The sequence below is a fragment of the Streptomyces sp. NPDC017202 genome, from assembly GCF_044331705.1.
GTDB lineage: Bacteria > Actinomycetota > Actinomycetes > Streptomycetales > Streptomycetaceae > Streptomyces.
The window spans coordinates 39,105-65,490 of sequence record NZ_JBIRNP010000003.1 but is presented as its reverse complement, the minus strand read 5'-3'; the positions used below and the strand labels follow the sequence as shown (position 1 = coordinate 65,490).

The 26,386-nt window shown below is 72.5% G+C and carries 17 protein-coding genes, 2 pseudogenes and 1 riboswitch; of the genes and pseudogenes, 13 read left to right on the top strand and 6 right to left on the bottom strand.

Going from position 1 to position 26,386, the window contains the following annotated elements; translation table 11 throughout:
* Positions 1-114: 114 nt before the first annotated feature.
* The 8 genes and pseudogenes from shc to ACH4N1_RS07860 all read left to right on the top strand — a co-directional run bounded on the left by shc (position 115) and on the right by ACH4N1_RS07860 (position 9,386).
* Positions 115-2,133: a squalene--hopene cyclase gene (gene shc, locus ACH4N1_RS07895; RefSeq protein WP_398095358.1), complete on the top strand. Its 2,019-nt coding sequence runs from the start codon at positions 115-117 to the stop codon at positions 2,131-2,133.
* The gene (locus ACH4N1_RS07890) at positions 2,133-2,774 is read left to right on the top strand and encodes a 1-hydroxy-2-methyl-2-butenyl 4-diphosphate reductase (protein ID WP_398095357.1); all 642 of its coding nucleotides are present in this window, start codon (positions 2,133-2,135) and stop codon (positions 2,772-2,774) included. The genes shc and ACH4N1_RS07890 overlap by 1 nt, the downstream gene beginning before the upstream one ends.
* A 5-nt stretch (positions 2,775-2,779) precedes the next feature.
* Positions 2,780-3,802: an adenosyl-hopene transferase HpnH gene (hpnH, locus tag ACH4N1_RS07885; protein ID WP_398095355.1), complete on the top strand. Its 1,023-nt coding sequence runs from the start codon at positions 2,780-2,782 to the stop codon at positions 3,800-3,802.
* A gap of 4 nt (positions 3,803-3,806) precedes the next feature.
* Entirely contained in the window at positions 3,807-4,964 is a 1,158-nt protein-coding gene (ispG, locus tag ACH4N1_RS07880; protein WP_398095353.1) for a flavodoxin-dependent (E)-4-hydroxy-3-methylbut-2-enyl-diphosphate synthase, read from the top strand.
* Positions 4,965-4,992: 28 nt separating this feature from the next.
* Positions 4,993-6,864, top strand: a pseudogene (dxs, locus tag ACH4N1_RS07875) (1-deoxy-D-xylulose-5-phosphate synthase); the annotation flags it as partial.
* 287 nt (positions 6,865-7,151) lie between these two features.
* Complete coding sequence (locus tag ACH4N1_RS07870) at positions 7,152-8,537, top strand: aspartate aminotransferase family protein (protein ID WP_398095351.1); 1,386 nt, start codon at positions 7,152-7,154, stop codon at positions 8,535-8,537.
* A 97-nt stretch (positions 8,538-8,634) separates the two neighbouring features.
* Complete coding sequence (locus tag ACH4N1_RS07865) at positions 8,635-9,267, top strand: helix-turn-helix domain-containing protein (protein WP_398095350.1); 633 nt, start codon at positions 8,635-8,637, stop codon at positions 9,265-9,267.
* On the top strand, positions 9,264-9,386 hold the full coding sequence (locus ACH4N1_RS07860; protein WP_363090670.1) for a DUF6126 family protein: 123 nt from the start codon (positions 9,264-9,266) through the stop codon (positions 9,384-9,386). The genes ACH4N1_RS07865 and ACH4N1_RS07860 overlap by 4 nt, the downstream gene beginning before the upstream one ends.
* Positions 9,387-9,418: 32 nt before the next feature.
* Here ACH4N1_RS07860 and ACH4N1_RS07855 read toward each other — a convergent pair whose 3' ends face one another.
* Positions 9,419-10,216, bottom strand: coding sequence for a tyrosine-protein phosphatase (locus ACH4N1_RS07855; protein WP_398095349.1), 798 nt, complete (start codon positions 10,214-10,216; stop codon positions 9,419-9,421).
* 579 nt (positions 10,217-10,795) lie between these two features.
* Positions 10,796-10,953: riboswitch (cyclic di-AMP (ydaO/yuaA leader) on the top strand.
* Positions 10,954-10,957: 4 nt separating this feature from the next.
* Between ACH4N1_RS07855 and ACH4N1_RS07850 the strand changes: the two genes are divergently transcribed.
* Both ACH4N1_RS07850 and ACH4N1_RS07845 read left to right on the top strand, forming a co-directional pair.
* Positions 10,958-11,956 (top strand): peptidoglycan DD-metalloendopeptidase family protein, encoded by a 999-nt coding sequence (locus tag ACH4N1_RS07850; protein ID WP_398095346.1) that lies wholly within the window; start codon positions 10,958-10,960, stop codon positions 11,954-11,956.
* Positions 11,957-12,241: 285 nt separating this feature from the next.
* Positions 12,242-13,027: an SGNH/GDSL hydrolase family protein gene (locus ACH4N1_RS07845; protein ID WP_366058810.1), complete on the top strand. Its 786-nt coding sequence runs from the start codon at positions 12,242-12,244 to the stop codon at positions 13,025-13,027.
* A gap of 194 nt (positions 13,028-13,221) precedes the next feature.
* Here the strand turns inward: ACH4N1_RS07845 and ACH4N1_RS07840 are convergent, their stop codons facing one another.
* Together ACH4N1_RS07840 and ACH4N1_RS07835 are read right to left on the bottom strand one after the other, a co-directional pair.
* Positions 13,222-13,839, bottom strand: coding sequence for a TetR/AcrR family transcriptional regulator (locus ACH4N1_RS07840; protein ID WP_398095345.1), 618 nt, complete (start codon positions 13,837-13,839; stop codon positions 13,222-13,224).
* Between the two features lie 41 nt (positions 13,840-13,880).
* Positions 13,881-15,059 (bottom strand): Glu/Leu/Phe/Val dehydrogenase dimerization domain-containing protein, encoded by a 1,179-nt coding sequence (locus tag ACH4N1_RS07835; RefSeq protein ID WP_398095342.1) that lies wholly within the window; start codon positions 15,057-15,059, stop codon positions 13,881-13,883.
* Positions 15,060-15,221: 162 nt separating this feature from the next.
* Here ACH4N1_RS07835 and ACH4N1_RS07830 point away from each other — a divergent pair, with 162 nt between their 5' ends.
* Positions 15,222-16,415 (top strand): MBL fold metallo-hydrolase, encoded by a 1,194-nt coding sequence (locus tag ACH4N1_RS07830; RefSeq protein WP_398095341.1) that lies wholly within the window; start codon positions 15,222-15,224, stop codon positions 16,413-16,415.
* Positions 16,416-16,556: 141 nt separating this feature from the next.
* Here the strand turns inward: ACH4N1_RS07830 and ACH4N1_RS07825 are convergent, their stop codons facing one another.
* Positions 16,557-18,161, bottom strand: coding sequence for a hypothetical protein (locus ACH4N1_RS07825; protein ID WP_398095339.1), 1,605 nt, complete (start codon positions 18,159-18,161; stop codon positions 16,557-16,559).
* 25 nt (positions 18,162-18,186) lie between these two features.
* Positions 18,187-23,838 carry a hypothetical protein gene (locus ACH4N1_RS07820; RefSeq protein WP_398095337.1) on the bottom strand — a complete coding sequence of 1,884 codons (5,652 nt, stop codon included), beginning with the start codon at positions 23,836-23,838 and terminating at the stop codon, positions 18,187-18,189.
* A 329-nt stretch (positions 23,839-24,167) separates the two neighbouring features.
* Here ACH4N1_RS07820 and ACH4N1_RS07815 point away from each other — a divergent pair.
* A pseudogene (locus ACH4N1_RS07815) lies at positions 24,168-24,410 on the top strand (transposase); the annotation flags it as partial.
* Between the two features lie 92 nt (positions 24,411-24,502).
* Here the strand turns inward: ACH4N1_RS07815 and ACH4N1_RS07810 are convergent.
* Positions 24,503-25,468 carry an NAD(P)-dependent alcohol dehydrogenase gene (locus tag ACH4N1_RS07810; protein WP_149551449.1) on the bottom strand — a complete coding sequence of 322 codons (966 nt, stop codon included), beginning with the start codon at positions 25,466-25,468 and terminating at the stop codon, positions 24,503-24,505.
* A 108-nt stretch (positions 25,469-25,576) separates the two neighbouring features.
* Between ACH4N1_RS07810 and ACH4N1_RS07805 the strand changes: the two genes are divergently transcribed.
* Complete coding sequence (locus ACH4N1_RS07805; RefSeq protein WP_398095335.1) at positions 25,577-26,257, top strand: TetR/AcrR family transcriptional regulator; 681 nt, start codon at positions 25,577-25,579, stop codon at positions 26,255-26,257.
* Positions 26,258-26,386 lie beyond the last annotated feature (129 nt).

Below are 26,386 nucleotides of genomic sequence, written 5' to 3'. Positions count from 1 at the left end.
ATCGGTCGAATAACCCTCGCGTAGTCGCCGGCCGGTGTCGCGGGAAGAGACGCACCGGCCGACGGCGGACCCACAGCAGACGCAACGCCATGCACACTGCACGAAGGGGAAGCCATGACAGCGACGACCGACGGAAGCACCGGGGCCCTCCCGCCCCGCGCTGCCGCGGCCAGCGAAACCCGTATCGACATCGACATCCCCGCGGCGGCCGGGGGACAAGAAGCCGCCGCGCGCGCGATGCGGCGCGCGACCGACTTCCTGCTCGCCCGGCAGGACGTCGAGGGCTGGTGGAAGGGCGACCTCGAGACGAACGTCACGATGGACGCCGAGGACCTGCTGCTCCGCCAGTTCCTGGGCATCCAGGACGAGGCGACCACCCGCGCCGCCGCCCTGTTCGTCCGCGGCCGGCAGCGCGAGGACGGCACCTGGGCCACCTTCTACGGCGGCCCCGGCGACCTGTCCGCCACCGTCGAGGCGTACGTCGCCCTGCGGCTGGCCGGGGACGAGCCCGACGCGCCGCACATGGCGAAGGCCTCCGCCTGGGTCCGCGACCAGGGCGGGATCGCCGCCGCCCGGGTCTTCACCCGGATCTGGCTGGCGCTGTTCGGCTGGTGGAAGTGGGAGGACCTGCCCGAACTCCCCCCGGAACTGCTGTACTTCCCGAAGTGGTTCCCGCTCAGCATCTACAACTTCGGCTGCTGGGCCCGGCAGACCATCGTGCCCCTCACCGTCGTCTCGGCGAAGCGCCCGGTGCGTCCGGCGCCCTTCCCCCTCGACGAGCTGCACACCGACCCGGCCGAGCCCAACCCGCCCACCCCGCCGGCACCGCCGGCCAGCTGGGACGGGCTGTTCCAGCGGCTGGACAAGGTCGTGCGCGGCTACCGCACGGTCGCGGTGCGCAGACTGCGCAAGGCCGCCCTGAACTCGGCGGCCCGCTGGATCATCGAGCGGCAGGAGAACGACGGCTGCTGGGGCGGCATCCAGCCGCCCGCCGTGTACTCGGTCATCGCCCTGTACCTGCTCGGCTACGACCTCGAACACCCCGTGATGCGGGAGGGCCTGAAGTCGCTGGACCGGTACGCGGTGTGGCGCGAGGACGGATCCCGGATGATCGAGGCCTGCCAGTCCCCGGTGTGGGACACCTGCCTGGCCACCATCGCGCTGGCCGACGCGGGGGTGCCGGCCGACCACCCCCAACTGGTCAAGGCCGCCGACTGGATGCTGGGCGAGCAGATCGTGCGGCCCGGCGACTGGTCCGTGCGACGGCCCGGACTCCCGCCCGGGGGATGGGCGTTCGAGTTCCACAACGACAACTACCCCGACATCGACGACACCGCCGAGGTGGTCCTCGCGCTGCGCCGGGTCCGCCACCACGACCCGGAGCGGGTGGAGAAGGCGATCGGGCGCGGGGTGCGCTGGAACCTCGGCATGCAGTCGAGGAACGGCGCCTGGGGCGCGTTCGACGTCGACAACACCAGCCCCTTCCCCAACCGGCTGCCGTTCTGCGACTTCGGCGAGGTGATCGACCCGCCGTCGGCGGACGTCACCGCGCACGTCGTCGAGATGCTCGCCTTCGAGGGCCTCTCCCACGACCCGCGCACCCGGCGCGGCATCGCCTGGCTGCTCGCCGAACAGGAGCCGGACGGCTCGTGGTTCGGACGCTGGGGCGTCAACTACCTCTACGGCACCGGCTCGGTGGTGCCCGCGCTCACCGCCGCCGGACTGCCCGCCCGGCACCCGGCGATCCGGCGGGCGGTCGCCTGGCTGGAGCGCGTGCAGAACGACGACGGCGGCTGGGGCGAGGACCTGCGCTCCTACGACGACCGGGCGGGCTGGAGCGGCCGGGGCACCTCGACCGCCTCGCAGACCGCCTGGGCGCTGATGGCGCTGCTCGCGGCCGGGGAGAAGGACTCCGGGGCCGTCGAGCGGGGCATCGCCTGGCTCGCCGAGACCCAGCACGAGGACGGCTCCTGGGACGAGCCCCAGTTCACCGGCACCGGCTTCCCCTGGGACTTCTCCATCAACTACCACCTGTACCGGCAGGTCTTCCCGCTGACCGCGCTCGGCCGGTACGTCCACGGCGAGCCCGTCGCCCCGAAGGCGCCGGTTCCCGTCGAGGCCGAGGGGAGCTGATGGACGCGCGGCCCGCCTCCGCCCCGCTGCTGATCGCCTGCGCGCTCGGCATCGAGCACCTCGCCCTGCGCATGGGGGACCGGGGCGGGGCGGGCGGGCCGGTGACGGTCCTGCGCACCGGGATGGGGCCGAAGGCTGCCGAGCGTTCCGTCACCCGGGTCCTCACCGACCCGGTGCTCGCCGGGGCGGTCGTGCTCGCCACCGGTTTCTGCGCGGGACTGGCCCCCGGGATGCACCCCGGCGACCTGGTGGTCGCCGAGGAGACCCGCGACCCGCGCGGCACCGTGCCGTGCGTGAACACCGAACTGCTCGTCAAGGAACTCGTGCGCACCCTGCCCGGGCGCACCGTCCACACCGGCCCCCTGACCGGCTCCGACCACGTGGTGCGCGGACCGGAGCGGTCCGACCTGCTTGCCACCGGCGCGATCGCGGTCGACATGGAGTCGGCGGCCACGCTCCTGAGCGCCGTCCGCGCCGGCACGCGCCCGGTTGCGGCCGTCCGGGTGGTCGTGGACGCTCCTGAACATGAACTCGTCCGGATCGGCACGGTGCGCGGTGGAATATCGGCTTTCCGCGTCCTTCGTTCCGTCCTGCCCGCATTCTTCGAATGGCACCGCAACGTGTTGCTCCCCCGGAGGTGAGCCAGATGGCCATGCCGCTGCGCCAGTCCATCAAGGTCGCTACTTACTTGGCTGAACAAAAGCTCCGCAAGCGGGAGAAGTTCCCGCTCATCGTCGAGCTGGAACCCCTCTTCGCCTGCAACCTCAAGTGCGAGGGCTGCGGCAAGATCCAGCATCCGGCGGGAGTGCTCAAACAGCGTATGCCGGTCGCCCAGGCCGTGGGCGCGGTGCTCGAATCCGGTGCGCCCATGGTGTCGATCGCCGGCGGCGAACCGCTGATGCACCCTCAGATCCACGAGATCGTGCGCCAGTTGGTGGCGAAGAGGAAGTTCGTCTTCCTCTGCACCAACGCCCTGCTGATGCGCAAGAAGATGGACAAGTTCACGCCCTCGCCCTACTTCGCGTTCGCCGTGCACATCGACGGGCTGCGCGAACGGCACGACGAGTCGGTGGCCAAGGAGGGTGTGTTCGACGAGGCCGTGGAGGCGATCAAGGAGGCCAAGCGGCGCGGCTTCCGCGTCACCACCAACTCGACCTTCTTCAACACCGACACCCCGCAGACCATCGTCGAGGTGCTCGACTTCCTCAACGACGACCTCAAGGTCGACGAGATGATGATCTCGCCCGCCTACGCCTACGAGAAGGCTCCCGACCAGGAGCACTTCCTCGGCGTGGAGCAGACCCGCGAGCTGTTCAAGAAGGCCTTCTCCGGCGGCAACCGGCGCCGCTGGCGGCTCAACCACTCGCCGCTCTTCCTGGACTTCCTGGAGGGCAAGGTCGACTTCCCGTGCACGGCCTGGGCGATCCCGAACTACTCCCTCTTCGGCTGGCAGCGCCCCTGCTACCTGATGAGCGACGGCTACGTGCCGACGTACCGCGAACTCATCGAGGAGACCGACTGGGACAAGTACGGCCGCGGCAAGGACCCGCGCTGCGCCAACTGCATGGCGCACTGCGGCTACGAGCCCACCGCCGTCCTCGCCACCATGGGATCGCTCAAGGAGTCGCTGCGCGCCCTGCGCGAGACGGTCTCCGGGAACCGGGAGTGACGCCATGACCGCCGTCTCCCTGGGCGTCCCCGAGGTCCCGGTCCGGCCGGTCGCCGCACGGCGCGTGTCGCGGCGGATCCAGGTCGGGTCCGTGGCGGTGGGCGGTGACGCTCCGGTGTCGGTGCAGTCGATGACGACGACGCGTACGTCGGACGTCGGGGCGACGTTGCAGCAGATCGCCGAGCTGACGGCGGCGGGCTGTCAGATCGTGCGGGTGGCGTGTCCGACGCAGGACGACGCGGACGCGCTGGCGACGATCGCGCGCAAGTCGCAGCTGCCGGTGATCGCGGACATCCACTTCCAGCCCAAGTACGTGTTCGCCGCGATCGAGGCGGGCTGTGCGGCGGTGCGGGTGAATCCGGGCAACATCAAGCAGTTCGACGACAAGGTCAAGGAGATCGCGAAGGCCGCCAACGAGCACGGCACCCCGATCCGGATCGGGGTGAACGCGGGCTCGCTGGACCGGCGGCTGCTGCAGAAGTACGGCAAGGCCACCCCGGAGGCGCTGGTGGAGTCGGCGCTGTGGGAGGCGTCGCTGTTCGAGGAGCACGACTTCCGCGACATCAAGATCTCCGTCAAGCACAACGACCCGGTCGTGATGATCGAGGCCTACCGCCAGCTCGCCGCGCGGTGCGACTACCCCCTGCACCTCGGCGTCACCGAGGCGGGCCCGGCGTTCCAGGGCACCATCAAGTCGGCGGTGGCGTTCGGCGCGCTGCTCTCGCAGGGCATCGGCGACACCATCCGGGTCTCCCTGTCGGCCCCGCCGGTGGAGGAGGTCAAGGTCGGCAGCCAGATCCTGGAGTCGCTGGGTCTCAGGCAGCGCGGTCTGGAGATCGTCTCCTGCCCGTCCTGCGGCCGCGCGCAGGTCGATGTGTACAAGCTGGCCGAGGAGGTCACGGCGGGCCTGGAGGGCATGGAGGTGCCGCTGCGGGTCGCGGTCATGGGCTGTGTCGTCAACGGTCCCGGCGAGGCCCGCGAGGCCGACCTGGGGGTGGCCTCCGGCAACGGCAAGGGGCAGATCTTCGTCAAGGGCGAGGTCATCAAGACCGTCCCCGAGTCCAAGATCGTCGAGACCCTCGTCGAAGAAGCCATGAAGATCGCCGAACGGATGGAACAGGACGGCGTCGCCCCGGGGGAGCCGGCCGTCACCGTGAGTTGAGCAGCACGGACCGAGAGGGGGCCCGAGCGTGACGATCCTGGAGAAGATTCGGCAACCACGCGACCTGAAGGCGCTGTCCGAGGCGGAAATCGGCGAACTGTCCGGCGAGATCAGGGAGTTCCTGGTGCACGCGGTCGCCAGGACGGGCGGACACCTCGGGCCCAACCTGGGGGTGGTGGAACTGACCGTCGCCCTGCACCGGGTCTTCGAGTCACCGGTCGACCGCATCCTGTGGGACACCGGTCACCAGAGCTACGTGCACAAGCTTCTGACGGGTCGTCAGGATTTTTCCAAGCTGCGCGGCAAGGGCGGTCTGTCCGGCTATCCCGCGCGCGAGGAGTCCGAGCACGACGTCATCGAGAACAGTCACGCCTCCACCGCCCTCGGCTGGGCCGACGGCCTCGCCAAGGCCCGCCAGGTGCAGGGCGGGAAGGGCCACGTCGTCGCGGTCGTCGGCGACGGCGCGCTCACCGGTGGCATGGCCTGGGAGGCGCTGAACAACATCGCGGCCGCCAAGGACCGGCCGCTGATCATCGTCGTCAACGACAACGAACGCTCCTACGCCCCGACCATCGGCGGCCTCGCCGACCACCTCGCCACCCTGCGCACCACCGACGGCTACGAGAAGGTGCTGGCCTGGGGGAAGGGCGTACTGCTGCGCACGCCCGTCGTCGGCCACACCGTCTACGAGTCGCTGCACGGCGCGAAGAAGGGCTTCAAGGACGCCTTCGCCCCGCAGGGCATGTTCGAGGACCTCGGCCTGAAGTACGTCGGGCCCGTCGACGGCCACGACGTCGGGGCCGTGGAGTCGGCGCTGCGGCGGGCCAAACGCTTCCACGGGCCGGTGCTGGTGCACTGCCTGACCGAGAAGGGCCGCGGCTACGAGCCCGCCCTCGCGCACGAGGAGGACCACTTCCACACGGTCGGGGTGATGGACCCGCTGACCTGCGCGCCGCTCGCCCCGCCCGGCGCCCCCTCCTGGACGTCCGTGTTCGGCGACGAGATCGTGCGGATCGGCGAGGAGCGCGACGACGTCGTGGCGATCACCGCCGCCATGCTGCACCCGGTCGGCCTGGCCGCGTTCGCCGCCCGCTTCCCCGACCGGGTGTGGGACGTCGGGATCGCCGAACAGCACGCGGCGGTCTCCGCGGCCGGGCTGGCCACCGCAGGCCTGCACCCCGTCGTCGCCGTCTACGCCACCTTCCTCAACCGGGCCTTCGACCAACTGCTGATGGACGTGGCGCTGCACCGCTGCGGGGTGACGTTCGTCCTCGACCGCGCCGGGGTCACCGGAGTCGACGGCGCCTCCCACAACGGCATGTGGGACATGTCCGTCCTCCAGGTCGTCCCCGGACTCCGGATCGCGGCCCCGCGGGACGCCGACCAGCTGCGCGCGCAACTGCGCGAGGCGGTCGCCGTGGACGACGCGCCCACCCTGGTCCGCTTCCCGAAGGAGTCGGTCGGCCCCGGGATCCCGGCCGTCGGCCACGTCGGCGGCATGGACGTCCTGCACCGCGGCCCGGCGCCGGAGGTCCTCCTCGTCGCCGTCGGCGTCATGGCGCCGGTCTGCCTCGGCGCCGCCGAACTGCTCCAGGCCCGGGGCGTCGGCTGCACGGTGGTGGACCCCCGCTGGGTCAAACCGGTCGACCCGGCGCTGCCCGCCCTGGCCGCCGGGCACCGCCTCGTCGCCGTGGTGGAGGACAACAGCCGTGCCGCGGGCGTCGGTTCGGCCGTCGCCCTGGCCCTGGGGGACGCCGAGGTCGACGTGCCCGTCCGGCGCTTCGGGATCCCGGAGCAGTTCCTCGCCCACGCCAAGCGGGCCGAGGTGCTCGCCGACATCGGCCTCACGCCCGTCGAGGTCGCCGGACGGATCAGCGCGAGCCTGGCCGCCCGCGACGCGCGCGACGCGCCCGACACCCGCGACACCCGCGATGCGCCCGACACCCGCGACGCGCCCGACGCGCACGGCGCCGTCGGGAAGACGGCTGCCGGCCCGGCCGAGGAGGCGGCTGCCGGCCCGGCCAGGGAGGCGGCTGCCGGTCCGGCCGAGGAGGCGGCTGCCGGTCCGGCCGGGGAGACGGTGCGCGGCACCGTCGGGAACCCGGCCGGCGGCCCGGCCGAGGGGACGGCGACGGCCGGCGGCACCTCCGACAAGACCACCGACGGCCCCGGCGAGGAGACAGCGGAATGACCACGGAGTTCGACCTCGGCGCGCTGCTGGCCGAGCGCGGAGCCGAACGCTACGAGCTGCACGGCAGGTACCTCAACCACCAGCTGCCGCGCATGCTGCACACCATCGGCTTCGACAAGGTCTACGAGCGGGGCGAGGGCGCGTACTTCTGGGACGCGGACGGCAACGACTACCTGGACATGCTCGCCGGGTTCGGGGTGATGGGCCTCGGCCGCCACCACCCCGTCGTCCGCAAGGCGCTGCACGACGTCCTCGACGCCTCGCTCGCCGACCTCACCCGCTTCGACTGCCAGCCGCTGCCCGGACTGCTGGCCGAGAAGCTCCTCGCCCACAGCCCGCACCTGGACCGGGTCTTCTTCGGCAACAGCGGCACCGAGGCCGTGGAGACCGCGCTGAAGTTCGCCCGGTACGCCACCGGCAGGCCCAGGGTCCTGTACTGCGACCACGCCTTCCACGGGCTGACCACGGGCTCCCTGTCGGTCAACGGCGAGGGCGGGTTCCGGGACGGCTTCGCGCCGCTGCTGCCCGACACCGCCGTACCCCTCGGCGACCTCGACGCGCTGGCGCGGGAGCTGCGCAAGGGCGATGTGGCCGCGCTGATCGTCGAGCCGATCCAGGGCAAGGGGGTGTACGAGACCCCGCCCGGCTACCTGCGCTCCGCCCAGGAGCTGCTGCGCCGCCACAAGGCGCTGCTCATCGCCGACGAGGTGCAGACCGGCCTCGGCCGGACCGGCGACTTCTACGCCCACCAGCACGAGGAGGGGGTCGAACCCGACCTGGTCTGCGTCGCCAAGGCGCTCTCCGGCGGCTATGTGCCGGTCGGCGCCACGCTCGGCAAGGACTGGATCTTCAAGAAGGTCTACTCGTCCATGGACCGGGTGCTGGTGCACTCGGCGAGCTTCGGGTCCAACGCGCAGGCCATGGCGGCCGGGCTGGCCGTGCTGTCCGTGATGGAGAACGAGCAGATCGTCGCGAACGCCCGCGTGACCGGGGAGCTGCTGAAATCCCGGCTCGCGGCGCTGACCGACAGGTACGAGCTGCTCGCCGACGTGCGCGGGCGGGGCCTGATGATCGGCATCGAGTTCGGCAAGCCCCGCTCGCTGAAGCTGCGCAGCCGCTGGACCATGCTCCAGGCGGCCCGCAAGGGCCTGTTCGCGCAGATGGTGGTCGTCCCGCTGCTCCAGCGGCACCGCATCCTCACCCAGGTCTCCGGCGACCATCTGGAGGTGATCAAGCTGATCCCGCCGCTGGTCGTGGGGGAGCGGGAGGTGGACCGGTTCGTGGACGCCTTCACCGAGGTGATGGACGACGCGCACACGGGTGGGGGACTCGTCTGGGACTTCGGCCGGACGCTGATCAAACAGGCGGTGGCCAACCGGTAGGGAAACCGGTGGAGCGATCGGTGGACCCTCCCCGAGGGCTCTTTGCCTCTCAGGCAATAAATTTGCCGCAGAGGCAAAGTTCCGGCTGAATGAAGGTATGAGCCACCCCACTTCCGAGGAGGCCGGGCCCGCTCCCGGGCCGGTGGACGACCTCGGCGTCGTCGCGCCGCAGCTGCGCGCCCTGCGCCGGCGCGCCTCCCTCACCCTGGAGGCCGCGGCCCGCACGGCCGGGCTGTCGCCGGCCCACCTCTCCCGGCTGGAGACCGGGCAGCGCCAGCCCTCGCTGCCGATGCTGCTCGCGCTCGCCCGTGTCTACGGTACGACCGTCTCGGAACTGCTCGGCGAGAGGGTCGCCGACCGGGACGCCGTCGTGCGCGCCGCCGACATGGAGCCCACCCACGCGGGCGGCTGGACCTACCGGCAGTCCGGCGCGCCGGGGCGGGGCATGCAGGCGCTGCACGTGCAGGTGCCCCACGGCTCGCAGGGCGACATCGTGCGGGTGCATCCCGGCGAGGAGTGGCTGCACGTCCTGCGCGGGCGGCTGCGGCTGCGCCTCGGGGACGCCACCCACCTGCTCGGGCCCGGCGACAGCGCGCACTTCGACTCGCTGACCCCGCACCGCATCGCCGCCCAGGACCCCGACGGGGTCGACCTGTTGTTCGTCCACACCCTGTTGCAGAGCCCGACGGCCGCCCTGTGCCTCGGCCCCACCCCTGGAGAGACGCCATGACCGACATGGAGGAGAAGTTCCCCCGGAGCCTGTGGATCCGGCTGATCATCTACATCGCGGTGGGGCACCTCTTCGCCGGGTTCCTCTGGCTGCTGTTCGAGGTCGGCGCCAAGCAGTAGGCGGCGGGGGACCGGACGCCGGGGGTGCCCGCTCAGTCGAGCAGGCGCTCCCGGAGCCGTTCGCGGGTCTCCGGGGCCAGACCGAGGCCCTGCTCCAGATAGGCCTCGACACCGCCCCAGGTGTCCTCGATGGTGTGGAACGCGGCCGCGAGGTACTCCGCACGGGCGTCGAACAGGGGGCTCAGCAGCTCCATGACCTCGGCGGAGTACGCCTCGGGGGAGGTGCCGTTGCGGCGCACCTTGTAGCGGCGGTGCTTGGCGTTGGACTCCAGGTAGTCGGCCAGGATCGCCTCCTCCTCCACGCCCACCGCGAGCAGCGTCACGGCGATGGACAGGCCGGCCCGGTCCTTGCCCGCCGCGCAGTGCATGAGCGCCGGGACGCTGTCCTCGGCGAGGGAGTGCAGCACGCGCGAGTGCTCGCCCGTGCGCTCCGTCACGATCGAGCGGTAGGAGGCGATCATCCGGCCGGCCGCCTTGCCGTCGCCGAGGATCTCCCTCAGCTGCTCGATGTCGCCGTCGCGGACCATCTTCCAGAACTCGGCCCCGTCCGCCGGGTCGGAGAGCGGCAGGTTCACGTTGCGCACGCCCGGCAGCTCGACGTCCGGGCCCTCCAGCCTCTGGTCCGCCGCGTTGCGGAAGTCGAAGACCGTGTGCAGGCCCAGCGAGGCCAGGAACGCGGCGTCCTCGTCGGTGGCGTGCGCGAGATGTCCGCTGCGGAACAGCACACCGTGGCGGACCCGTCGGCCGTCGACGGTCGGCAGGCCGCCCACGTCCCGGAAGTTGCGCACTCCGGCCAGCTCGGGCTCGGTCGACGGGATCTGCTGCGTCACGGGGGCTCCTCCCGGTCGTCGGTCCCGGCCGGCGCGGCTCGACGTGGCCACCGGAACACTTCCCTGACCATACGACATGGATGCCTGGGGCAAACGGGTCCTCGACCAGGCCTTCGAGACCGCCGCCGACCCTGTTCGAGACCTGCGCCGAGCCTGTTCGAACCGAGGGTCCGGCGCGCGGTCCGCCGGCGGAGGTCCCTCCTGGAGGGCCGATCGGTGCGCACCCGGCACATGGTGACCCTGACGCGCTGGTTGTCCATTCACGCCGCATCTGGGCGTTCTGTCCGAATTGAATCCTTCATTCCAACTCGCTGTGGAATAAGGGGCTCTGGGGACCTGTCACGTGAGCAGCGTCATATCCGTGACCGTGAGTCGCCTGTCATGCTCACGTAATACGGTGGTTTTCCAAGGCTGTTCATCGGAAAACCGGCCCCTCGATTCACGGAAAGTGACCGGGAATTCCCGCCGGGGATCAAGAGAAAGCCTCGACGAGTACAACCTTCGCTTGTCCCTGTGCGTCGTGGTCGCTTACGTTCCAGACCAATCCGGACGGACGCCCAATCCTGCCGCCGCCCGGAGCCCGCACACTCACCCGTGAACGGCAGGAGCGGGGGACCCACAGGCAGTACCGCCTGTTCCGGTCTCCGGAACGGCTAGGGGTACAGCCGCGCCCCGGCGCGGCCGGACATCTCCAGTCCGCACCCGACAGCTCACCTCGCAGGCGCCGGAGAGGAATTCGCCATGCCCGCCAAGGGTAAGCACCGCCGTCCGAAGCCCCAGCGCTTCACCCGCTCCATCGCCGCCGCCGGAACCGGCGGCGCCGCGCTCGCCCTCCCGCTCATAGGGGCCACCGGTGCGCACGCCGCACCGTCGCAGTCGGCGACGCAGGCGGTCTCCGCGGCCTCCGCGCTCTCCGCCGCTCCGGAGAAGGCCGTCCAGGCCGTTCCCGTGACGCAGAAGTCCGCGAAGTCCGCCACGACCTACACGGTGCGTTCCGGCGACTACCTCTCCAGGATCGCGGACGAGCAGAACGTCAGCGGCGGCTGGACCCGGCTCTACGCGGACAACCGTGAGGCCGTCGGGGACGACCCCTCGCTGATCCACCCGGGTCTGAAGCTGTCGATCGGCGAGAAGGCCGCGACGGGCGCGACGGGCACGACCAAATCGCCGTCCGGTTCGTCCGGTTCGTCTGGTTCCTCCTCCTCGAAGCAGTCCTCGGGCTCCACCGCGAAGTCGTCGGCGTCCTCGAAGTCGTCCTCCTCGGACTCCACGAAGCCGTCCTCCTCGAAGGCGTCCACCACGCAGGCCGCCGAGAACACCGCCGCCGCCACCGGCTTCGCCCTCCCGGTCTCCGGCGCGACCGTCGGCACCCCGTACAAGATGTCCGGCAGCATGTGGTCCAGCGGGTACCACACCGGTGTCGACTTCGTCGTCCCCACCGGCACCTCGCTCAAGGCCGTCGGCGCGGGCACGGTCGTCTCCGCGGGCTGGGGCGGCGCGTACGGCAACCAGGTCGTCATCAAGCTCGCCGACGGCTTCTACGCCCAGTACGCCCACCTGTCCTCGCTCTCCGTCTCGGCCGGCCAGTCCGTCTCCGCCGGCCAGCAGGTCGGCCTCTCCGGCTCCACCGGCAACGTGACCGGCCCGCACCTGCACTTCGAGATCCGTACCGGTCCCGACTACGGCTCGGACGTCGACCCGGTCGCCTACCTCCGCTCGCACGGCGTCTCCGTCGGCTGACGCACCGTCCGACCTGCTGTCCGACGCGCCGCCGAAGGCCGGCCCCCGATCCCCGGGGCCGGCCTTCGGCGTTCCCTTGCCCCCCGGAGCCGTTTCCGGATCGACGGCTTCCGGACGCGGTCGTCGCGCGGCGCGAGCGACGAGGGCCTTATTCCCGCATTGGCCAAGTCTTTAGGAGTGGCTTATCTCACCGCCCGTCAACCCCTGCCTACGGTCGCGTAGGTCACATTCGAAGGTGAATCATGAACGGCTGTGGCAGACGATTCGAAGAATGACAACAGCTCAGTGATCGGGTCGTACGTGGCGGTGGGGGACAGCTTCACCGAGGGCGTCGGCGACCCCGGTCCCGACGGGAGGTTCGTCGGCTGGGCCGACCGGTTCGCGGTACTCCTCGCGGACCGGCGGCCCGAAGGTGACTTCCGGTACGTCAACCTCGCGGTGCGCGGCAAGCTGCTCGACCAGATCGTGGAGGACCAGCTTCCGCGAGCGGTCGAGCTGGCGCCGGACCTGGTCTCCTTCTGCGCGGGCGGCAACGACATCCTCCGGCCCGGCACCGACCCCGACGAGGTCGCCGAACGCTTCGAGCGGGCGATCGCGGCCCTCGCCGCGGTGGCCGGCACCGTGATGGTGACGACCGGTTTCGACACCCGTGGCGTCCCCGTGCTCAAGCACCTGCGCGGCAAGATCGCCACCTACAACGGACACGTGCGCGCCGTCGCCGACCGGTACGGCTGCCCGGTCCTCGACCTGTGGTCCCTGAAGTCCATCCAGGACCGGCGGGCCTGGGACGGCGACCGGCTCCACCTCGGGGCGGAGGGCCACACGCGGGTGGCGCTGCGCGCCGGTCAGGTCCTCGGCCTGGAGGTGCCCGCCGACCCGGAGCAGCCCTGGCCGCAGCTCCCGCCGCGCGGCACCCTCGAGATCCGGCGCGACGACGTGCAGTGGGCGCGCGAGTACCTGGTGCCGTGGATCGGGCGCCGGCTGCGGGGGGAGTCCTCGGGCGACCACGTGACCGCCAAGGGCATCCTCTCGCCCGACGACATCAAGATGCGGATCGCCGCGGTGGCGTGAGCCGGCCGACGCGGCCGGCCGTTCCCGGGGAGCGGCCGGCCGCGCCACGAGCGAGGCGGGCGTGCCACGAGCGAGGCGGGCGTGCCACGAGCGAGGCGGGCGCGCGTACGGGCCCGCCGGTGGCCCGTGCCGGGGCACCGGCACCGGGGGACCGGCGCTGCCCGCGACGGTGCGCGGACCCGGCCGGTCCGGCTTCAGCGCCCCCGGGCGTCCGACGGTCCCGCCGGCCCCAGTTCCCGGGTCAGCGCCTCCTCCACCCACTCCTGCGCACGGCTCCGGGACACCGCGCCGTCGTAGGACGTGAGCTGTACGGCGAGGCCGTCGAGGAGGGCCGTCAGGCGCAGGGCCGTCCCGGCCGGGTCGGGACAGCGGAACTCGCCCGCGGCCACCCCCTCCGCGATCACCTCGGCGAGCGCCGCCTTCCACCGCCGGTCGAGATCGCGGGCGACCTCCCGCAGCGCGGGTTCGCGCAGCGACACCGCCCAGCCCTCGATCCACAGCCGCCAGCCCTTGGCCGGCCCGGTGGGGGCGTACCAGCGCACCGCCGACCGCAGCCGGCGCAGCGCCGTCGTCCGGCGGCCGAGCAGCTTGCGCAGATGGGCCAGGTCGCCCTCGGCGGCGTAGGCGAACGCGTCGGCGACGAGCCGCTCCTTGGTGGAGAAGTGATAGAGCACCAGCGCGTTGCTCACGCCGAGCGCCGAGGCCACGTCGGCGATCCTGACCGCCGCCACGCCCCGCGCCTCGATCTGCTCGATGGCCGCCCGCAGCAGTTCCTCGCGCCGCTCGGCCACACTCAACCGGACCCTTGCCACGCCGTCACCCTACACAGGGCCTGCGACCTGCGCGGACGCCGTCAGCGGTGGTGGCCGAAGCGTTCCGCGATGACCGGCAGCCGCTGTCCGGCGATGGCGTGCGCGGCCTGGCGGGGGGTCGTTCCGTCGGACTCCGCGCGCGCCAGTACGCGTTCCACCAACGCGCGCATCGAGCGGCGCGTGTGGGCGAACGCCTCCCCGGCGTCCGCGCCGATGTCGCCGAACAGCGTCCACCACCACCAGGCGTTCGTCCCGGAGTTGACGACGACGTCCGGCAGCACGCTCACCCCGCGCGCGTGCAGCAGCGCCTCCGCCTCGGGCAGGACCGGCATGTTGGCCGCCTCGGCGATCCAGCGCGCGGTGATCCGCTCCTGCTCCCGCGGCCCGATCGCGTACGACACGGCGGCCGGCACCAGCACCTCCGCCTCGGCCGACAGCCAGGCGTCGCCCGGGAGTTCGGCGAAGCCCGGGCGCAGCGCGCCGCGGTCGACGGTGCCGTGGGCGTCCCGCGCGGCCAGCAGCGCCTCCACGTCGAGGCCCGCCGGGTCGGCGATCGTGCCCTTGACGTCGGCGACGGCCACCACCGTCAGCCCCGCGCGCGCGAGGAAGCGCGCCGTCGCCCCGCCCATGGTGCCGAACCCCTGGAGGGCCACCCGGGTGCCGGCGTACGGCACCCCGGCCCGGTCCAGGGCCGTGAGCACGGACTCGGCGACCCCGCAGCCGCCCACCAGCTCGTCCAGGCCGATGCCGTCCACCTCGACCGCGAAGGCGTCCGCGAGCCGTGCGCGGGCCGCGTGCTCGTCGTCGAGCAGCGGATAGACGGCCTGGATCGACGACACCAGCCCGGCCTCGGCGGCGGCCCGGTCGACGACGTCCTGGCTGAGTCCCAGGTCCTCACCGGTGGTCCAGCAGCTCTCGACGTACGGCCGTACCGCCCGCAGGTACCGCACCAGCAGCCCGTACGCCTCCGGGTCCCGGGGATCGCAGTCGATGCCGCCCTTCGCCCCGCCCAGCGGGACGTAGCGCGCCTCCGGGTCGTAGTGCAGGGCCTCCTTGAGGCTCATGCCGCGGGCGAGGCCGGTCACCTCGTCGAGGGTGCAGCCCTCCCGCATCCGCAGGCCGCCGCTGCAGACGCCGCGCACCAGCCGGTCGACGACCAGGTGACCTTGGCGGCCGGTGAGGTGGTCGGTCCAGGTGAGGGACAACAGGGGGGCGGTCATACGGGCTCCTCGCCGGGGACCTTTACTGAACAGTGGGTCAGTATCGGGAACCTGCGGGCGCCGTGTCAACGCGCCGCGGCCACCCCCCTGAACGGGTGAGCGGGGGTTTGTCGGACCGGCCGACCATAATGGGAAACCTCAGCGACCCCACCTGGAGGTACCGTGGCCGGATTCCGTTCCCTGAGCCCCGGGCTCCGCGCACTGCAGCCCGAGGCCTTCGGCGCGGACCCGAGCGGTGAGCGCATGGCGCGCATCCGCAGATCACCCCACTTCGCGAACGGGGTCTTCCAGAACCCCGGCGGGGAAGCCAGGACCCGGCCCTCGGCCTCCCCGCTCGACCTCGCCAAGGCCTTCTTCGACAAGGACACCCGCCCCCGCCGCGCCCCCACCGGCACGGTCCCGGTGCACCCCACCACCCTCGCCGACCTGGCCCGGCCGCCCGCCACGGGCCTGCGCCTGACCTGGATGGGGCACTCCAGCGTGCTCGCGGAGATCGACGGGCACCGGGTGCTGTTCGACCCCGTCTGGGGCGAGCGCTGCTCCCCCCTCCCCTTCGCGGGCCCCAAGCGCCTGCACCCGGCCCCCCTGCCGCTGGCCGCGCTCGGCCCGGTCGACGTCGTCGTCATCTCGCACGACCACTACGACCACCTCGACCTGCCCACCGTCAAGGCGCTGGCGGGCACGGACACCCTGTTCGCGGTGCCGCTCGGCGTCGGCGCCCATCTCGAACACTGGGGCGTGTCCGCCGACCGGCTGCGCGAGCTGGACTGGCACGAGGCGACCCGGATCGGCGGCCTCACCCTCACCGCCACCCCGGCCCGTCACTTCTGCGGCCGGGGCCTGCGCAACAGCCAGCACACCCTGTGGGCCTCCTGGTCCGTCGCCGGCGACGAGCACCGGATCTTCCACAGCGGGGACACCGGCTACTTCGACGGCTTCAAGGACATCGGAGCCGAGCACGGCCCGTTCGACGCCACCATGATCCAGATCGGGGCGTACTCGGACATGTGGCCGGACATCCACATGACCCCCGAGGAGGGACTGCGCGCCCATCTCGACCTCCAGGGCGGCAGTCCGGGCGGGGTTCTGCTGCCGATCCACTGGGGGACTTTCAACCTGGCGCTGCACGCGTGGGCGGAACCGGGGGAGTGGACGAAGGACGCGGCCGAGGAGGCCGGCCAGGCGGTGGCGTTCCCCCGTCCCGGCGAGCCGTTCGAGCCAGGGGGGAAGCTGCCGGCCGAGCCGTGGTGGCGCGGGATGTCCCATCCGATTGCGCACCCGTGGCGGCGTCCACGGGGTGCTGAGAGTGCGGCCGGGACGAGCAGGGGGGATCTCGACCTCGCTGGTGAGCGGTGACGTCGGTCGGGGACGAGCTCGGCGAGCGAGAAGCCGCTCGACCGCCGGTCCGACCGGGGCGCCCCGGTCGGACCGGCGGTGGCGGTGGCGGCGGTGCGGTGGAGCGGGGCCGCTGCCGCCGGCCGGCCCCGCCGGGACGCCTCAGGGACCAGGAGCGGGAGGTCGCGGGCCGGGCAGGGGGAGGGGGCGCGGGCGGGCCGCGTCGATGCCGTCGAGGCGGGCGAGCGCCCCGCACACCCTGTCGACGTCCTGCAGGCCCAGGCACCGGTGGTGCGCCAGACGGTTGCGGGCTTTGTGCAGAGCCTCGCACAGCGTGCCGAGCAGATCGGTGGAGGAGCCGGCGAAGAGCTTCATGAGGAAGCTCAGTTCGGAGAGCTCCATCAGGGACGGGGAGGAGGGCACGCGGTAGTCCCTGCCCTGGCCGCGCAGCCGATGGCGGGCGCGGTCGCGCAGACTCTGCACACTCATCCGGTTCAGCCGCAGATACGCGTCCTGCAGCTGGCCGCGGCCCGAGGCCAGCAGCGGGTAGACGACGCGCAGTTGGGCCCGCCACACCGCGGTGCGCAGGTCCTCGGTCAGTTGGTGTTCCGCCGTCCCGCCGCCCGGGGAGCGCAACCGGTCGGTGATGCGGACGTGCAGTCGCCCCTCCCAGGCGTCGACGGCACCGTCGGCCCAGGCGTCCCGGAGGTCCTGGGCGGGAGCGGGGGTGACGGGCCCGAGGTGGCGGCCGACCGGGGCGGCCGCGAGGCCTTCCGGGGAACAGCACAGGGCGTCCCGGATCGACTTGACCGCGGCCTCGTCGTTCTCCCACACACCCAGACCGGGTACGGCGAGCAGGGCGGGCAGCAGGGCGAGGTCCGGGCCGGCCAGCTCGGCCGCGGCCTCTCTGCGCAGCTGCGTCCGCACGGCGCGGGCATAGGCGGCTTCAGCCGGTGAGGCAGGGGGGATGGCCCGCAGGCCGGCGGCCGGCGGCCCGTCGCCGCCGGTGGCGTCGCGCTCGGACAGAGGCTCGGGGGAGGGCCGGACCGCTTCGGTGTGCGCGGCCGCGGTCAGACCGTCGAGCCGTCCCAGGACGCCCCACCACCAGTGGATCCGTGCCGTGTCCGGATCCGACCGGGCGGGGAGGTCCGCGGGAATGTCCCGGTACCGGGCGGCGAGCAGCAGACGCGGAGTGCACTCGGCGGGCGGCGGCTCCGCCCGTACCTGGTGGGTGAGCCGCTGGTACAGCGCCACCAGGCCGTCGAGATCGGGTTCGAGCCAGGAGCGCGCGCTGACGAACCAGCGGGCTCCTGTCCGGCCCCCGGTGAGCAGCGTCTCCAGTACGCGCTCCAGCGGGTCCTCGTCCTCCGCCGGCATCCGTGCCTCCAGGGCGTGCTGGAGACGTGCGCCGAACGACGGGACCGCGGCGAGGTCGCGCGAGCCGTCCGGAGCGGGCGGACCCCAGATGCTGCGGCGCGGTGGGCGGGCCCCGGTCCGCGGCCCGGGAACCCCCGCCTCCGCGAGCTCGGCGTGCACGTTCTCGACGCGGGCGCCGGCCGTACCGGCGACCACCTCGGTGAAGAGCCGGTCCGCGGTGCCGTTCTCGACCAGATGGTCGGGAAAGAGCCACAGGCAGCTGCGGCCGTGGTGCAGGTCGTGGGCGACGGCGCCCACGTGGTCCCGGACGCCGGGCAACCCCGCCGTCAGCGGATGGCCGACGCTCGCACCGGGCCCCGGCACCGCCGTCCGCGCGTCTTCCGGATCCACGGGTGCCGCACGCGGATCCGGCGCGTCACCCCGCGGCGCCACCGGTGCCCGCGGTGTGCAGGGTGTGAAGTGCCGTGCAGACGGCGGAGTCCAGCAGGAGCCCTCCGTCCTTGACCGGGTCGAGGACCTGCAGGGCGCTCAGTTCTCGCTGCAGGCGCTCGGCGGCCTCCAGCGGAGAGCCCTCCTCGGGGGTGACGCGTTCGGCGAGGAGCTCGGCGACGTCCGTCAGCGGCAGCCCTTCGCTCCGGTCGTCGAGGCAGGCGTACTCGACCCAGTCGCGCAGGACCTCCACCTGGCGTTCGGTGAGACCAACGGCGTCGATGAAGGCCCGGGCCAGCAGCGGATCGGTCAGACGGTCGCGTCCCCAGGCGCAGGCGTCGGTGCGCTGCATGGAATGCGAGGCCGCCCGGGCGACCACGTCCTCCACCAACTCCGGCCAGCCGCCGGTGGCGGCGATGAGCCGGCTGCGCTGATCGGGCGTGTCGTAGACGCATTCGGGCCACGCCCGCAGCGACTCGACCGTCCAGCGCTCCATGCGCACCACCTGGCCGGTGTCGGACCGCAGGTCGTCCTGACGGTTGGAACGCAGCAGGACGGACCGCAACCGTTCGGCCAGCTCGCGCCGTCCGAGGCGGGCCTCCACCTCGGCGCACTCCGCCTCGTCGGCGTCGAGCAGGTCGACCACCAGCAGGGACGGCTTGCGCGTCTCCGCACCCGGAGCGGAGTTGCGGGTGATCCACTCACCCAGCTCGCCGGGACGCACGCACTCCACCTGAACGGTGCTGTCGTGCGCCCGGTCCTCGGCGGTGCCGCGGCGGGTCCTGATCTCGCTGACCTGGTCGGCCGCGAGTTTGGAGCGCAGGGCGTCGGCCAGCCGGGCGCTGCCGAGCGCCGGGCTGCCGAACACGGTGACGGGGCCCGCGCCCTGGGTCAGCACGGCGATCCGGCCGTCGGTGAGCGGGCTGAACCGGCGCAACCCGCCGGTTTCCAGTTCCAGCGTGCGCCGGGCCTGGAGCGGGTTGTACTCGTAGGGGGCGTCGAACTCGGCGGTCTTGAGCTCACGCTCGATGTCGTCCACGGCCCACAGCAGGTTCACCATGTTCGGGCTGCGCATGGTGTAGCCGCGGCCCTCGGGCCCTTCCGGGCCCTCGACCAGGATGCCGAGGCCCACCATCTCCCGGAGGTAGCCGGCCGTCACCTGCTCGGTGTGCTCGGGGAACCCCGGCTCCCACACGGCTGCGGCCTCGTCGTGGATGGTCCGGGCCGAGTAGGTGGCCGCGTAGCTGTCCTGGATCGCCATCCGGGCGGTCACCAGACTGAGCACCCGGTAACGGTCCTCCAGGTTGACGGTGATCCGCAGCTTGTCCCGCAGGCCGTCCAGGACCGCCCGGGCGGTGATCACCTGTTCCACGTCCTCCTCGGTGATGAGCACGGGAGGGTGGGACTCGGTGCGCTCCAGCCGCTGCCGCAGCGTGGTGACGAGCGTGCGGCACATGAGCTGGATCAGCGGCGGGTAGTAGTTGGTCGCCGCCAGCAGCCGCCAGACCAGGTTGCGTTCCTCCTCCGACGGTCCGAAGACGAAGCCGAGCGCGGCGAGCGGCTCGACGACCAGGGACCGCGCGGAATCAGGGTCGAGGGGGCCGATGAGCACGTCCACGCCGCCCTGCACGGTGGGGGTGTTGGACATGGTGCCGAACCGCTGCACCTGGTGCAGGCCGGCGAAGACCGGCTTGAACCGGCCGGACGTGTCGTCGCGGAGCTGACGCAGCGCGCGCAGCACCACGAAGTCGGAGGTGCCGCCGCGGGTGGCCACCTTGTTGGAGTCCGCCGTCAGGAAGGGGTCGGCCTCGTCCGCCAGCAGCAGCACCCGGCGCACACTGTTGGCGTCGAGCCAGTTCTTGATGGAGTGGGCGATGACCTCCGGCCCGGCGTTACGGCCGAGGCGGGCGAAACCGGGGTGCCGGTCGAGCGCGGTGCGCAACTGCTGCCAGATGCGGTCGGGCCCCTGGGACTCGCCGATGCCCAGGCCCCGCAGGTCCATGTAGACGGCGATCTCGTTCTCCCTGCCCTGCCACTCCGCCTCGATCCGGCGCAGCAGGGCCGACTTGCCCAGCTGCCGGCCCCCGTACAGGAACATCCCGCCGCGGGGGTCGAGGACGGTCGCCTCCTCCGCGGTGCGTCCGTAGAACATCTCCCGGGGGACGACACCGGCGTCCTGGTAGGGGTTGGTGCGGGCCCAGGGCAGGGTGACGCGCTGAAAACGCTGGAACGAGCCGTACGCCCGTGCGGCCATCCAGCCGATGACGGCGTGGTCGACGACGAGTGTGGGCGTGACGTGCTGGGCCAGCGCGTCGGCGAACCGGAAGCGCTGGGCCAGCGTGAAGGTCTGGGGGCAGAGCAGCAGGGTGGGCCTGAGCTGATCCTGTCCGGTGAGCAGGTCGGCGGGGCTCTGACCGATGAGGGGCCGGGTGGCGAGCAGGACCTGGAACACGCCTCCCGATCCGGAGCCGAACTCCGGAACATGGGAGGCGACCCGGTTCATGTCGCAGGAGACCTCGTAGCGCAGGACTCCCTGGAGCCCGTTGGTGCCCTGGTCGGCACGTATGCTGTGCGCGTTCAGGCCCAGCAGCCGCAGCACGCTCTTGAGGTCGGTGCTGCGCTGCCGGGCGGCCCCGGGCCGCCGGTCGTGGATTCTCTCCCAGGCCTCCAGGGCGACCTCGGCCTCCGCGCTCTGACGGTCACGACGGGACGCGCGTCGTGCCAGATAGCGTGCGTCCGCGTTCTCCTTGGCCATGCGGGAGGTGTCCGTGTTGAGCAGGTCGACGAAGCCGCGCAGATCCTCGGCGACCAGGTCGCGCTCCTGAGGGAGCCGGTTCTTCTGCTCCGCCTCGGTGATCAGTTCCGAAGCCGTCGCCCAGTCCTTGCGCTCCAGCAACCGGCGGACCCGCTGCTTGTCCTCCTCGCCCAGCCGGGTCTTGTCCAGCCGGTCCTCCAGCGCGGCCTGGTGGGCCCTGATCCGGTCCACCGACGGCCGGCCCAGTTCGTCCGCCCGGCGCAGCATCGCACCGTAGTCGACGGCGGTTCCCGAGGCCCTCAGCGCCTGGTGCCGGCTGGACAGCGCGTCCAGGCTGGCGCGGATCCGCTCGTCGTCGACGTGGGTGAGGTTCTGCCGCCGAGCGGTCTCGAAGTCCGCGATCGCGATCTCGATCCGGCGGCCGAGCCTCTTGTTCCACAGGGCGCACTGCTCCCGCAGACGGCCCATGAGGTCCGCGGCGGGCAGGTCCTGCGAGCCCGGCCTCGCGAGCCCGGCGTCGAGCAGTTTCCGCGCCAGGTCCAGACGCCCGTCGGCGGCGTACGCCTCGAACGCCTCCTCCTGGGAGGGCGGACTGTCCAGCAGCCGTACGACCGTCGGGTACGCCGCGGGGTCCGCGTACGCCGGTCCGCCGTCCGCGTTCCTGGGCAGTTCGGGCGCGAGGAGCAGCCAGGAGGCGTCCGGTTCGGTGGCGGGCCGACCGCCGTCCCCCGCCGGGCGCACGGGCTCCTGGCCGTCGCCGTCGCGCGAGGGGCTCTGGATCCAGTCGGCCAGCAGCGCGAAGGCCGCCTCCTCGACGCAGAGGGGGTCCTGGGCCGTGATCTGCCCCGCGAGCCGGAACAGGTCGGTGTGCGGGGTGGTCCGGGACGGCTGCGAGGTCGCCGTCTCGATCTCGGTGACCGAGGCACGCAGCAGCGCGGCGACCTCCCGCACCGCGTCCTGCAGCGCGACCAGCGCCTTCGCCTCGATCGGCTTGCGGGCCTGGCTGCTGGACCGGTAGCGCCGGTCGGTCTCCTCGATGACGCTGTCGACCTGCCGCGGCTTGGCCAGCCCCGCGGCGGCCTTCCTGATGGCTTCGACGCATTCCGCGCCGTCGTCCAGCGCGCCCCAGTCCACCACCGCCCGCACCCCGGCACCGAGCACGGTCTTCTGGTCGAGCAGGTGGTGCAGCACATTGGTGGCGCGAGGGTAGGGGGTGCTCCGTACGGCGAAGTCCTCGATCAGCGCCTGCGCCTGTTCCCCCAGCTCCGTACGCCTGGCCAGGACGGAGTCCGCCTCGGCGGGCTCCCCCGTCGTGAAGAGCGGGCGGCCGCTGTTCAGCGCCTCGCACGCCTTGTGCATGAACTCCTGCCACGGCTCGTCGAGCGTGACCCGCTGCAGTAGGTCGCGGCGCAGATCGGTGCCCCATCCCTGGGCGAGGGAGCACCTCAGGTGGGCGACGAGCGCGGTCGCGCACGCCGGGCCGTCGGGGAGGGCCGGGTCGCCGTCGCCGGTGCCGGTCAGCTGCGCTTCGAAGACGGACTGCACCTGCCACGGCTCCTGCTCGGCCGCGAAGGCCGCCGCCAGATAGGCCAGGGCCTGCGCCCGTCCCTCCGGCTCGTCCGAACAGCGGGTCAGCCAGTACGCCCTGTCGAGTCGCCCTGCCCGGACCAGGCGCGTCACCCGGTCCTCCTGCCACGGGCAGCGGTCGTGCTCGGGCTCCTCCCCGGCCGCTTCCCCCTCCGTCGCGTCCGCGTCCGGCACCCCCGCGGTTCTGCGCTTGCGCAGGCTGCCGTTACGGGGCCGGCGCGGGGCGTCGTCCGCGCCGCCCTCCGCCGTGCGGCCGGGGGGAAGGGGATCGGGCTCCGGGGTGGGCGTGGGCGCGGGCGGCGCCGGGACGGGGGCGGGGGACGGACCGGAAGCCTGCCCGCCCTGTCCTCCGGCACCGGTGACCGGGACGGAAGCGAACGAACCCGAGATCTTCGGAGCCCTCGCGAATCCGGGTGACATCCCGCCGAGGACGTAACTGCCGCCCACCTGTGCGGGCAGGATCACCGGAGTTCTGCGCTGGCCGTCCTTCGGCCGGGTGTCGCCGCCGGGGTGACGGGGCGCGCCGCCGTCGCCGTCCTGCGAGGGGTGTGCGGTGTCGGCCGGTGCGTCTTCCCCGGCGGGCGGGGTTTCCTCCGTGACACCGGAGCGCTCCTCGGGCGCCTCCTCCGCCGACCGGGCACCGCCGGCTTCGGCGGTGCCGTCCGTGTCGTCGGTGCCGTCAGATCCGTCGGTGCCGCCGGTGTCGTCGTCCTGTGTTCCAGGCGGCCGCGGCGGCACCGCACCCGTACGACCCCGGGCCGCGGAATCCAGGTCCGGGAAGGCCTCCAGGCGGGCGAGGTCCGCGCGCAACTCCGCGATCAACGTGCTCAGTGCGACGCGGCTCCTGTCCAACCTGGCCTCTTCGAGCTGTGCCGTGAGATCGGCGATCTCCGCACGGACGGCCTCCGCCTCGGCATCCACACGACGGCCGAGGGCCGCGCTCAGTCCGGCGAGGGACCTCGCGGCGGAGCCGGCCGGGAGCGTCGTCCCGCCCAGAGCGGCGATGGCCTCCCGGAGTTCACGGAATCCCGCGCGGAACGCCTGCAGGGCTTCGTCCACCCGCTGGTCGGGCACGGTCCCGGTCCGTACGACGGCGGCGGTGTGCTCCAGGAGTCCGGCCAGTTCGTCCGCGCCGGCCGTGAGCCGGGAGAACCGGCGCTGCAGTTCCTCGAGTCCGTCCAGGCCTGGTACGGACTCCTCCGCCACGCCGTCTCCGGTGTGCTGGTCCATCGCTGTGCCCCCCGACTCCCGGCCGACGGGCAGTTCGTACAGCCGGGTTCCCCTGTGCTCGCTCACGGCTACATCCGGCCATGACGCGTGCGCGGCAGGTTACCCAACAGCCGTGCCGTTCGCCAGGAATCTCCGAATTCCCTGCTTCGTACCGACACGGGGCCTATCATGCCGCCGGGTCACGCGGCCCGACCCGACGGCGGTGCTCTCCGGACCGAGCCGGGCCGTCCGTCCGTTCCTTCCGGGGCCTCACATCGGTGAGTGTGCCGTGTGCCGTGTGCCGCGTGGCAGAGGAGGCGGGAGCCGAGCCGCCGCCCGCGGCGCCTGCCCCGCCCCGGCGAGTCCTTCTAGGGTCTGTTGCGAAAGTGGATCTTGGTCGTGGATGATCACGCCCTGTGGGGCGTGGTGATCTGACGAATGGACAGTGGGCCCGGCTTGAGCCGTTGTTGCCGCAGGGCATCAAGCCGGGCCGTCCGCCGGTGTGGACGCGACGGCAGCTGATGGACGGCATTCGGTGGCGGACCCGTACCGGTGCTCCCTGGCGTGATGTGCCGGAACGCTACGGGCCCTGGGAGCGGGTCTACGACCTGTTCCGGCGCTGGCAGCGCGATGGCACCTGGGCCAGGTTCGTCACTCAGCGAGATACGACAAGCTCGCCGTCCGCTACGAGGCGACCGTGTTGGTTGCAGTCCTCAACGAGTGGCTGTGACCAGCACCTTCCCAACAAACCCTAGTCGACCCTGACCACGTACTTGCCCCGCACACCGCCCGCCTCCAGCGCCCGGTGTGCGGCCGCTGTCTCTTTCAGCGGGAAGACCGTGTCCACCGCCGGCCGCAGCTTCCCCTCTGTCACCTGGCGGGCGAGGTCGTCGAAGAGCGCACGTTCGGGGTTGCCGCTGAAGAAGCGCACCCGGCCGCGTCCGTGGACGGCGCTGGCCGCGATGTAGCCCAGCGAGGCGGCGGGCCGCGTCAGGTCGAAGGCGATGGTGACCATGCGTCCGCCCGGCTTCAGCATCCGCCGTACGGTACGCAGGTCGGTGCCCGCCGTGTCGAGGACCACGTCGAACAGTCCCAGTTCCGCAGGGGACACGGTCCGGTGGTCGACGGCGTGGTGGGCACCGAGCGTACGGACGAAGTCGAGGTTGGCAGCGCGGGCCAGGGCCGTGACCTCGGCACCGTACGCCTGTCCCAGCTGGACGGCGGCGTTGCCGACGCCGCCCGCCGCGCCCCGTACAAGCAGCCGTTCGCCGGGGCGCAGTGCGGCCTTGTCGCGGAGGGCCGTGACGGCCGTGGTGGCCACCGGCAGCGCGGCAGCGGCCACGAGGTCCAGTCCGTCCGGGACCCGGCCGAGCCGCTCGGGCCGTACCGTCACGTACTCGGCGGCGCTGCCGAATCCGGAGCTGCGGCCCAGGACGCCCCACACCTGGTCGCCGACCGCTACGCCGGTCGCGCCGGTGCCGAGTGCGGCGATCTCGCCAGTGAAGTCCAGCCCGATGCGCTGCGGGAACTTCCGGCCGGTGACGAGGCGGGCCCGACCGGAACGGGCCGCCAGTTCGCCGCCGTTCACGCTGAACGCGCGCACGCGCACGAGGACCTCGCCGGGTGCCGGTCCGGGACGTGGCACCCGGCCCACATACAGCACCTCGGGGCCGCCGAAGCGGTCGAACAGTACGGCTTTCATCGTGCGGTCGTCCATCGTTGCGTTCTCACCTTCGCCACCAGTGGCCGTGCGGGGGATCGTGGCGCCGAGCGTAGGCTGGCAAGCGGACGAGATCGTCCATTTGACCGGAGGTGAGAGACAGCGGTGGGGGAATCCTCTCGGATCGCGGGGCAGGACAGTCTGCGGGCGGACGCCCGGCGCAACCGGCAGCGCATCCTTTCGGCTGCCCGCGTGGTCTTCGCCGAGCACGGCATCGACGCGCCCATGGCGACCGTGGCCCGGCGGGCGGGGGTCGGCGTGGCGACGCTGTACCGGCGTTTCCCGACGCGGGACGCCCTGGTGCGGGCCGCGTTCGCGCACCAGATGGACACCTGTGCCCGGACGCTCACCGAGGCGCTGGCCGACCCCGATCCGTGGCAGGGCTTCCAGCGACTGGTCGAGACGGTCTGCGAACTGCAACGGGAGGAACGGGGCTTCCCGGCCGCATTCGTCGCGGCCTTCCCGGACAGCACGCGAGAACACGCGCGGGTACGGGAACAGGCCGAGCGGGACTTCATGACCCTGGTCCGCAGGGCTCAGGCGGCGGGCGTGCTGCGGGCCGACTTCCACCCCTCCGACATTGCCGTGGCCCTGTTGTCCCACTGCGGTCTGGTCACCGCATTGCCGGATGACCGTGCCGCGTCCCGGCGTCTGGTGGCGTACTTGCTCCAGTCGTTCCGCGCCGAGGCGGCCCACGGAGCGCTGCCAGCGCCGAGCGCACTGTCGCTGCGCAGTCTTCCGCTCGCAGTCCACGGCTCCCAGGGACAGCGGTCCTCCGGAACCTGATACGAAGCGGCGCCTGCCGCGTGGCCGCCCTTCGGGCGACCGCGCCACTTTCGCAACAGGCCCTAGCCGACCGCGGGGAGGGTGCCCGCCGAGCCGTGGTGGCGCGGTCCGGTGGCGGGGTGTGGCGCG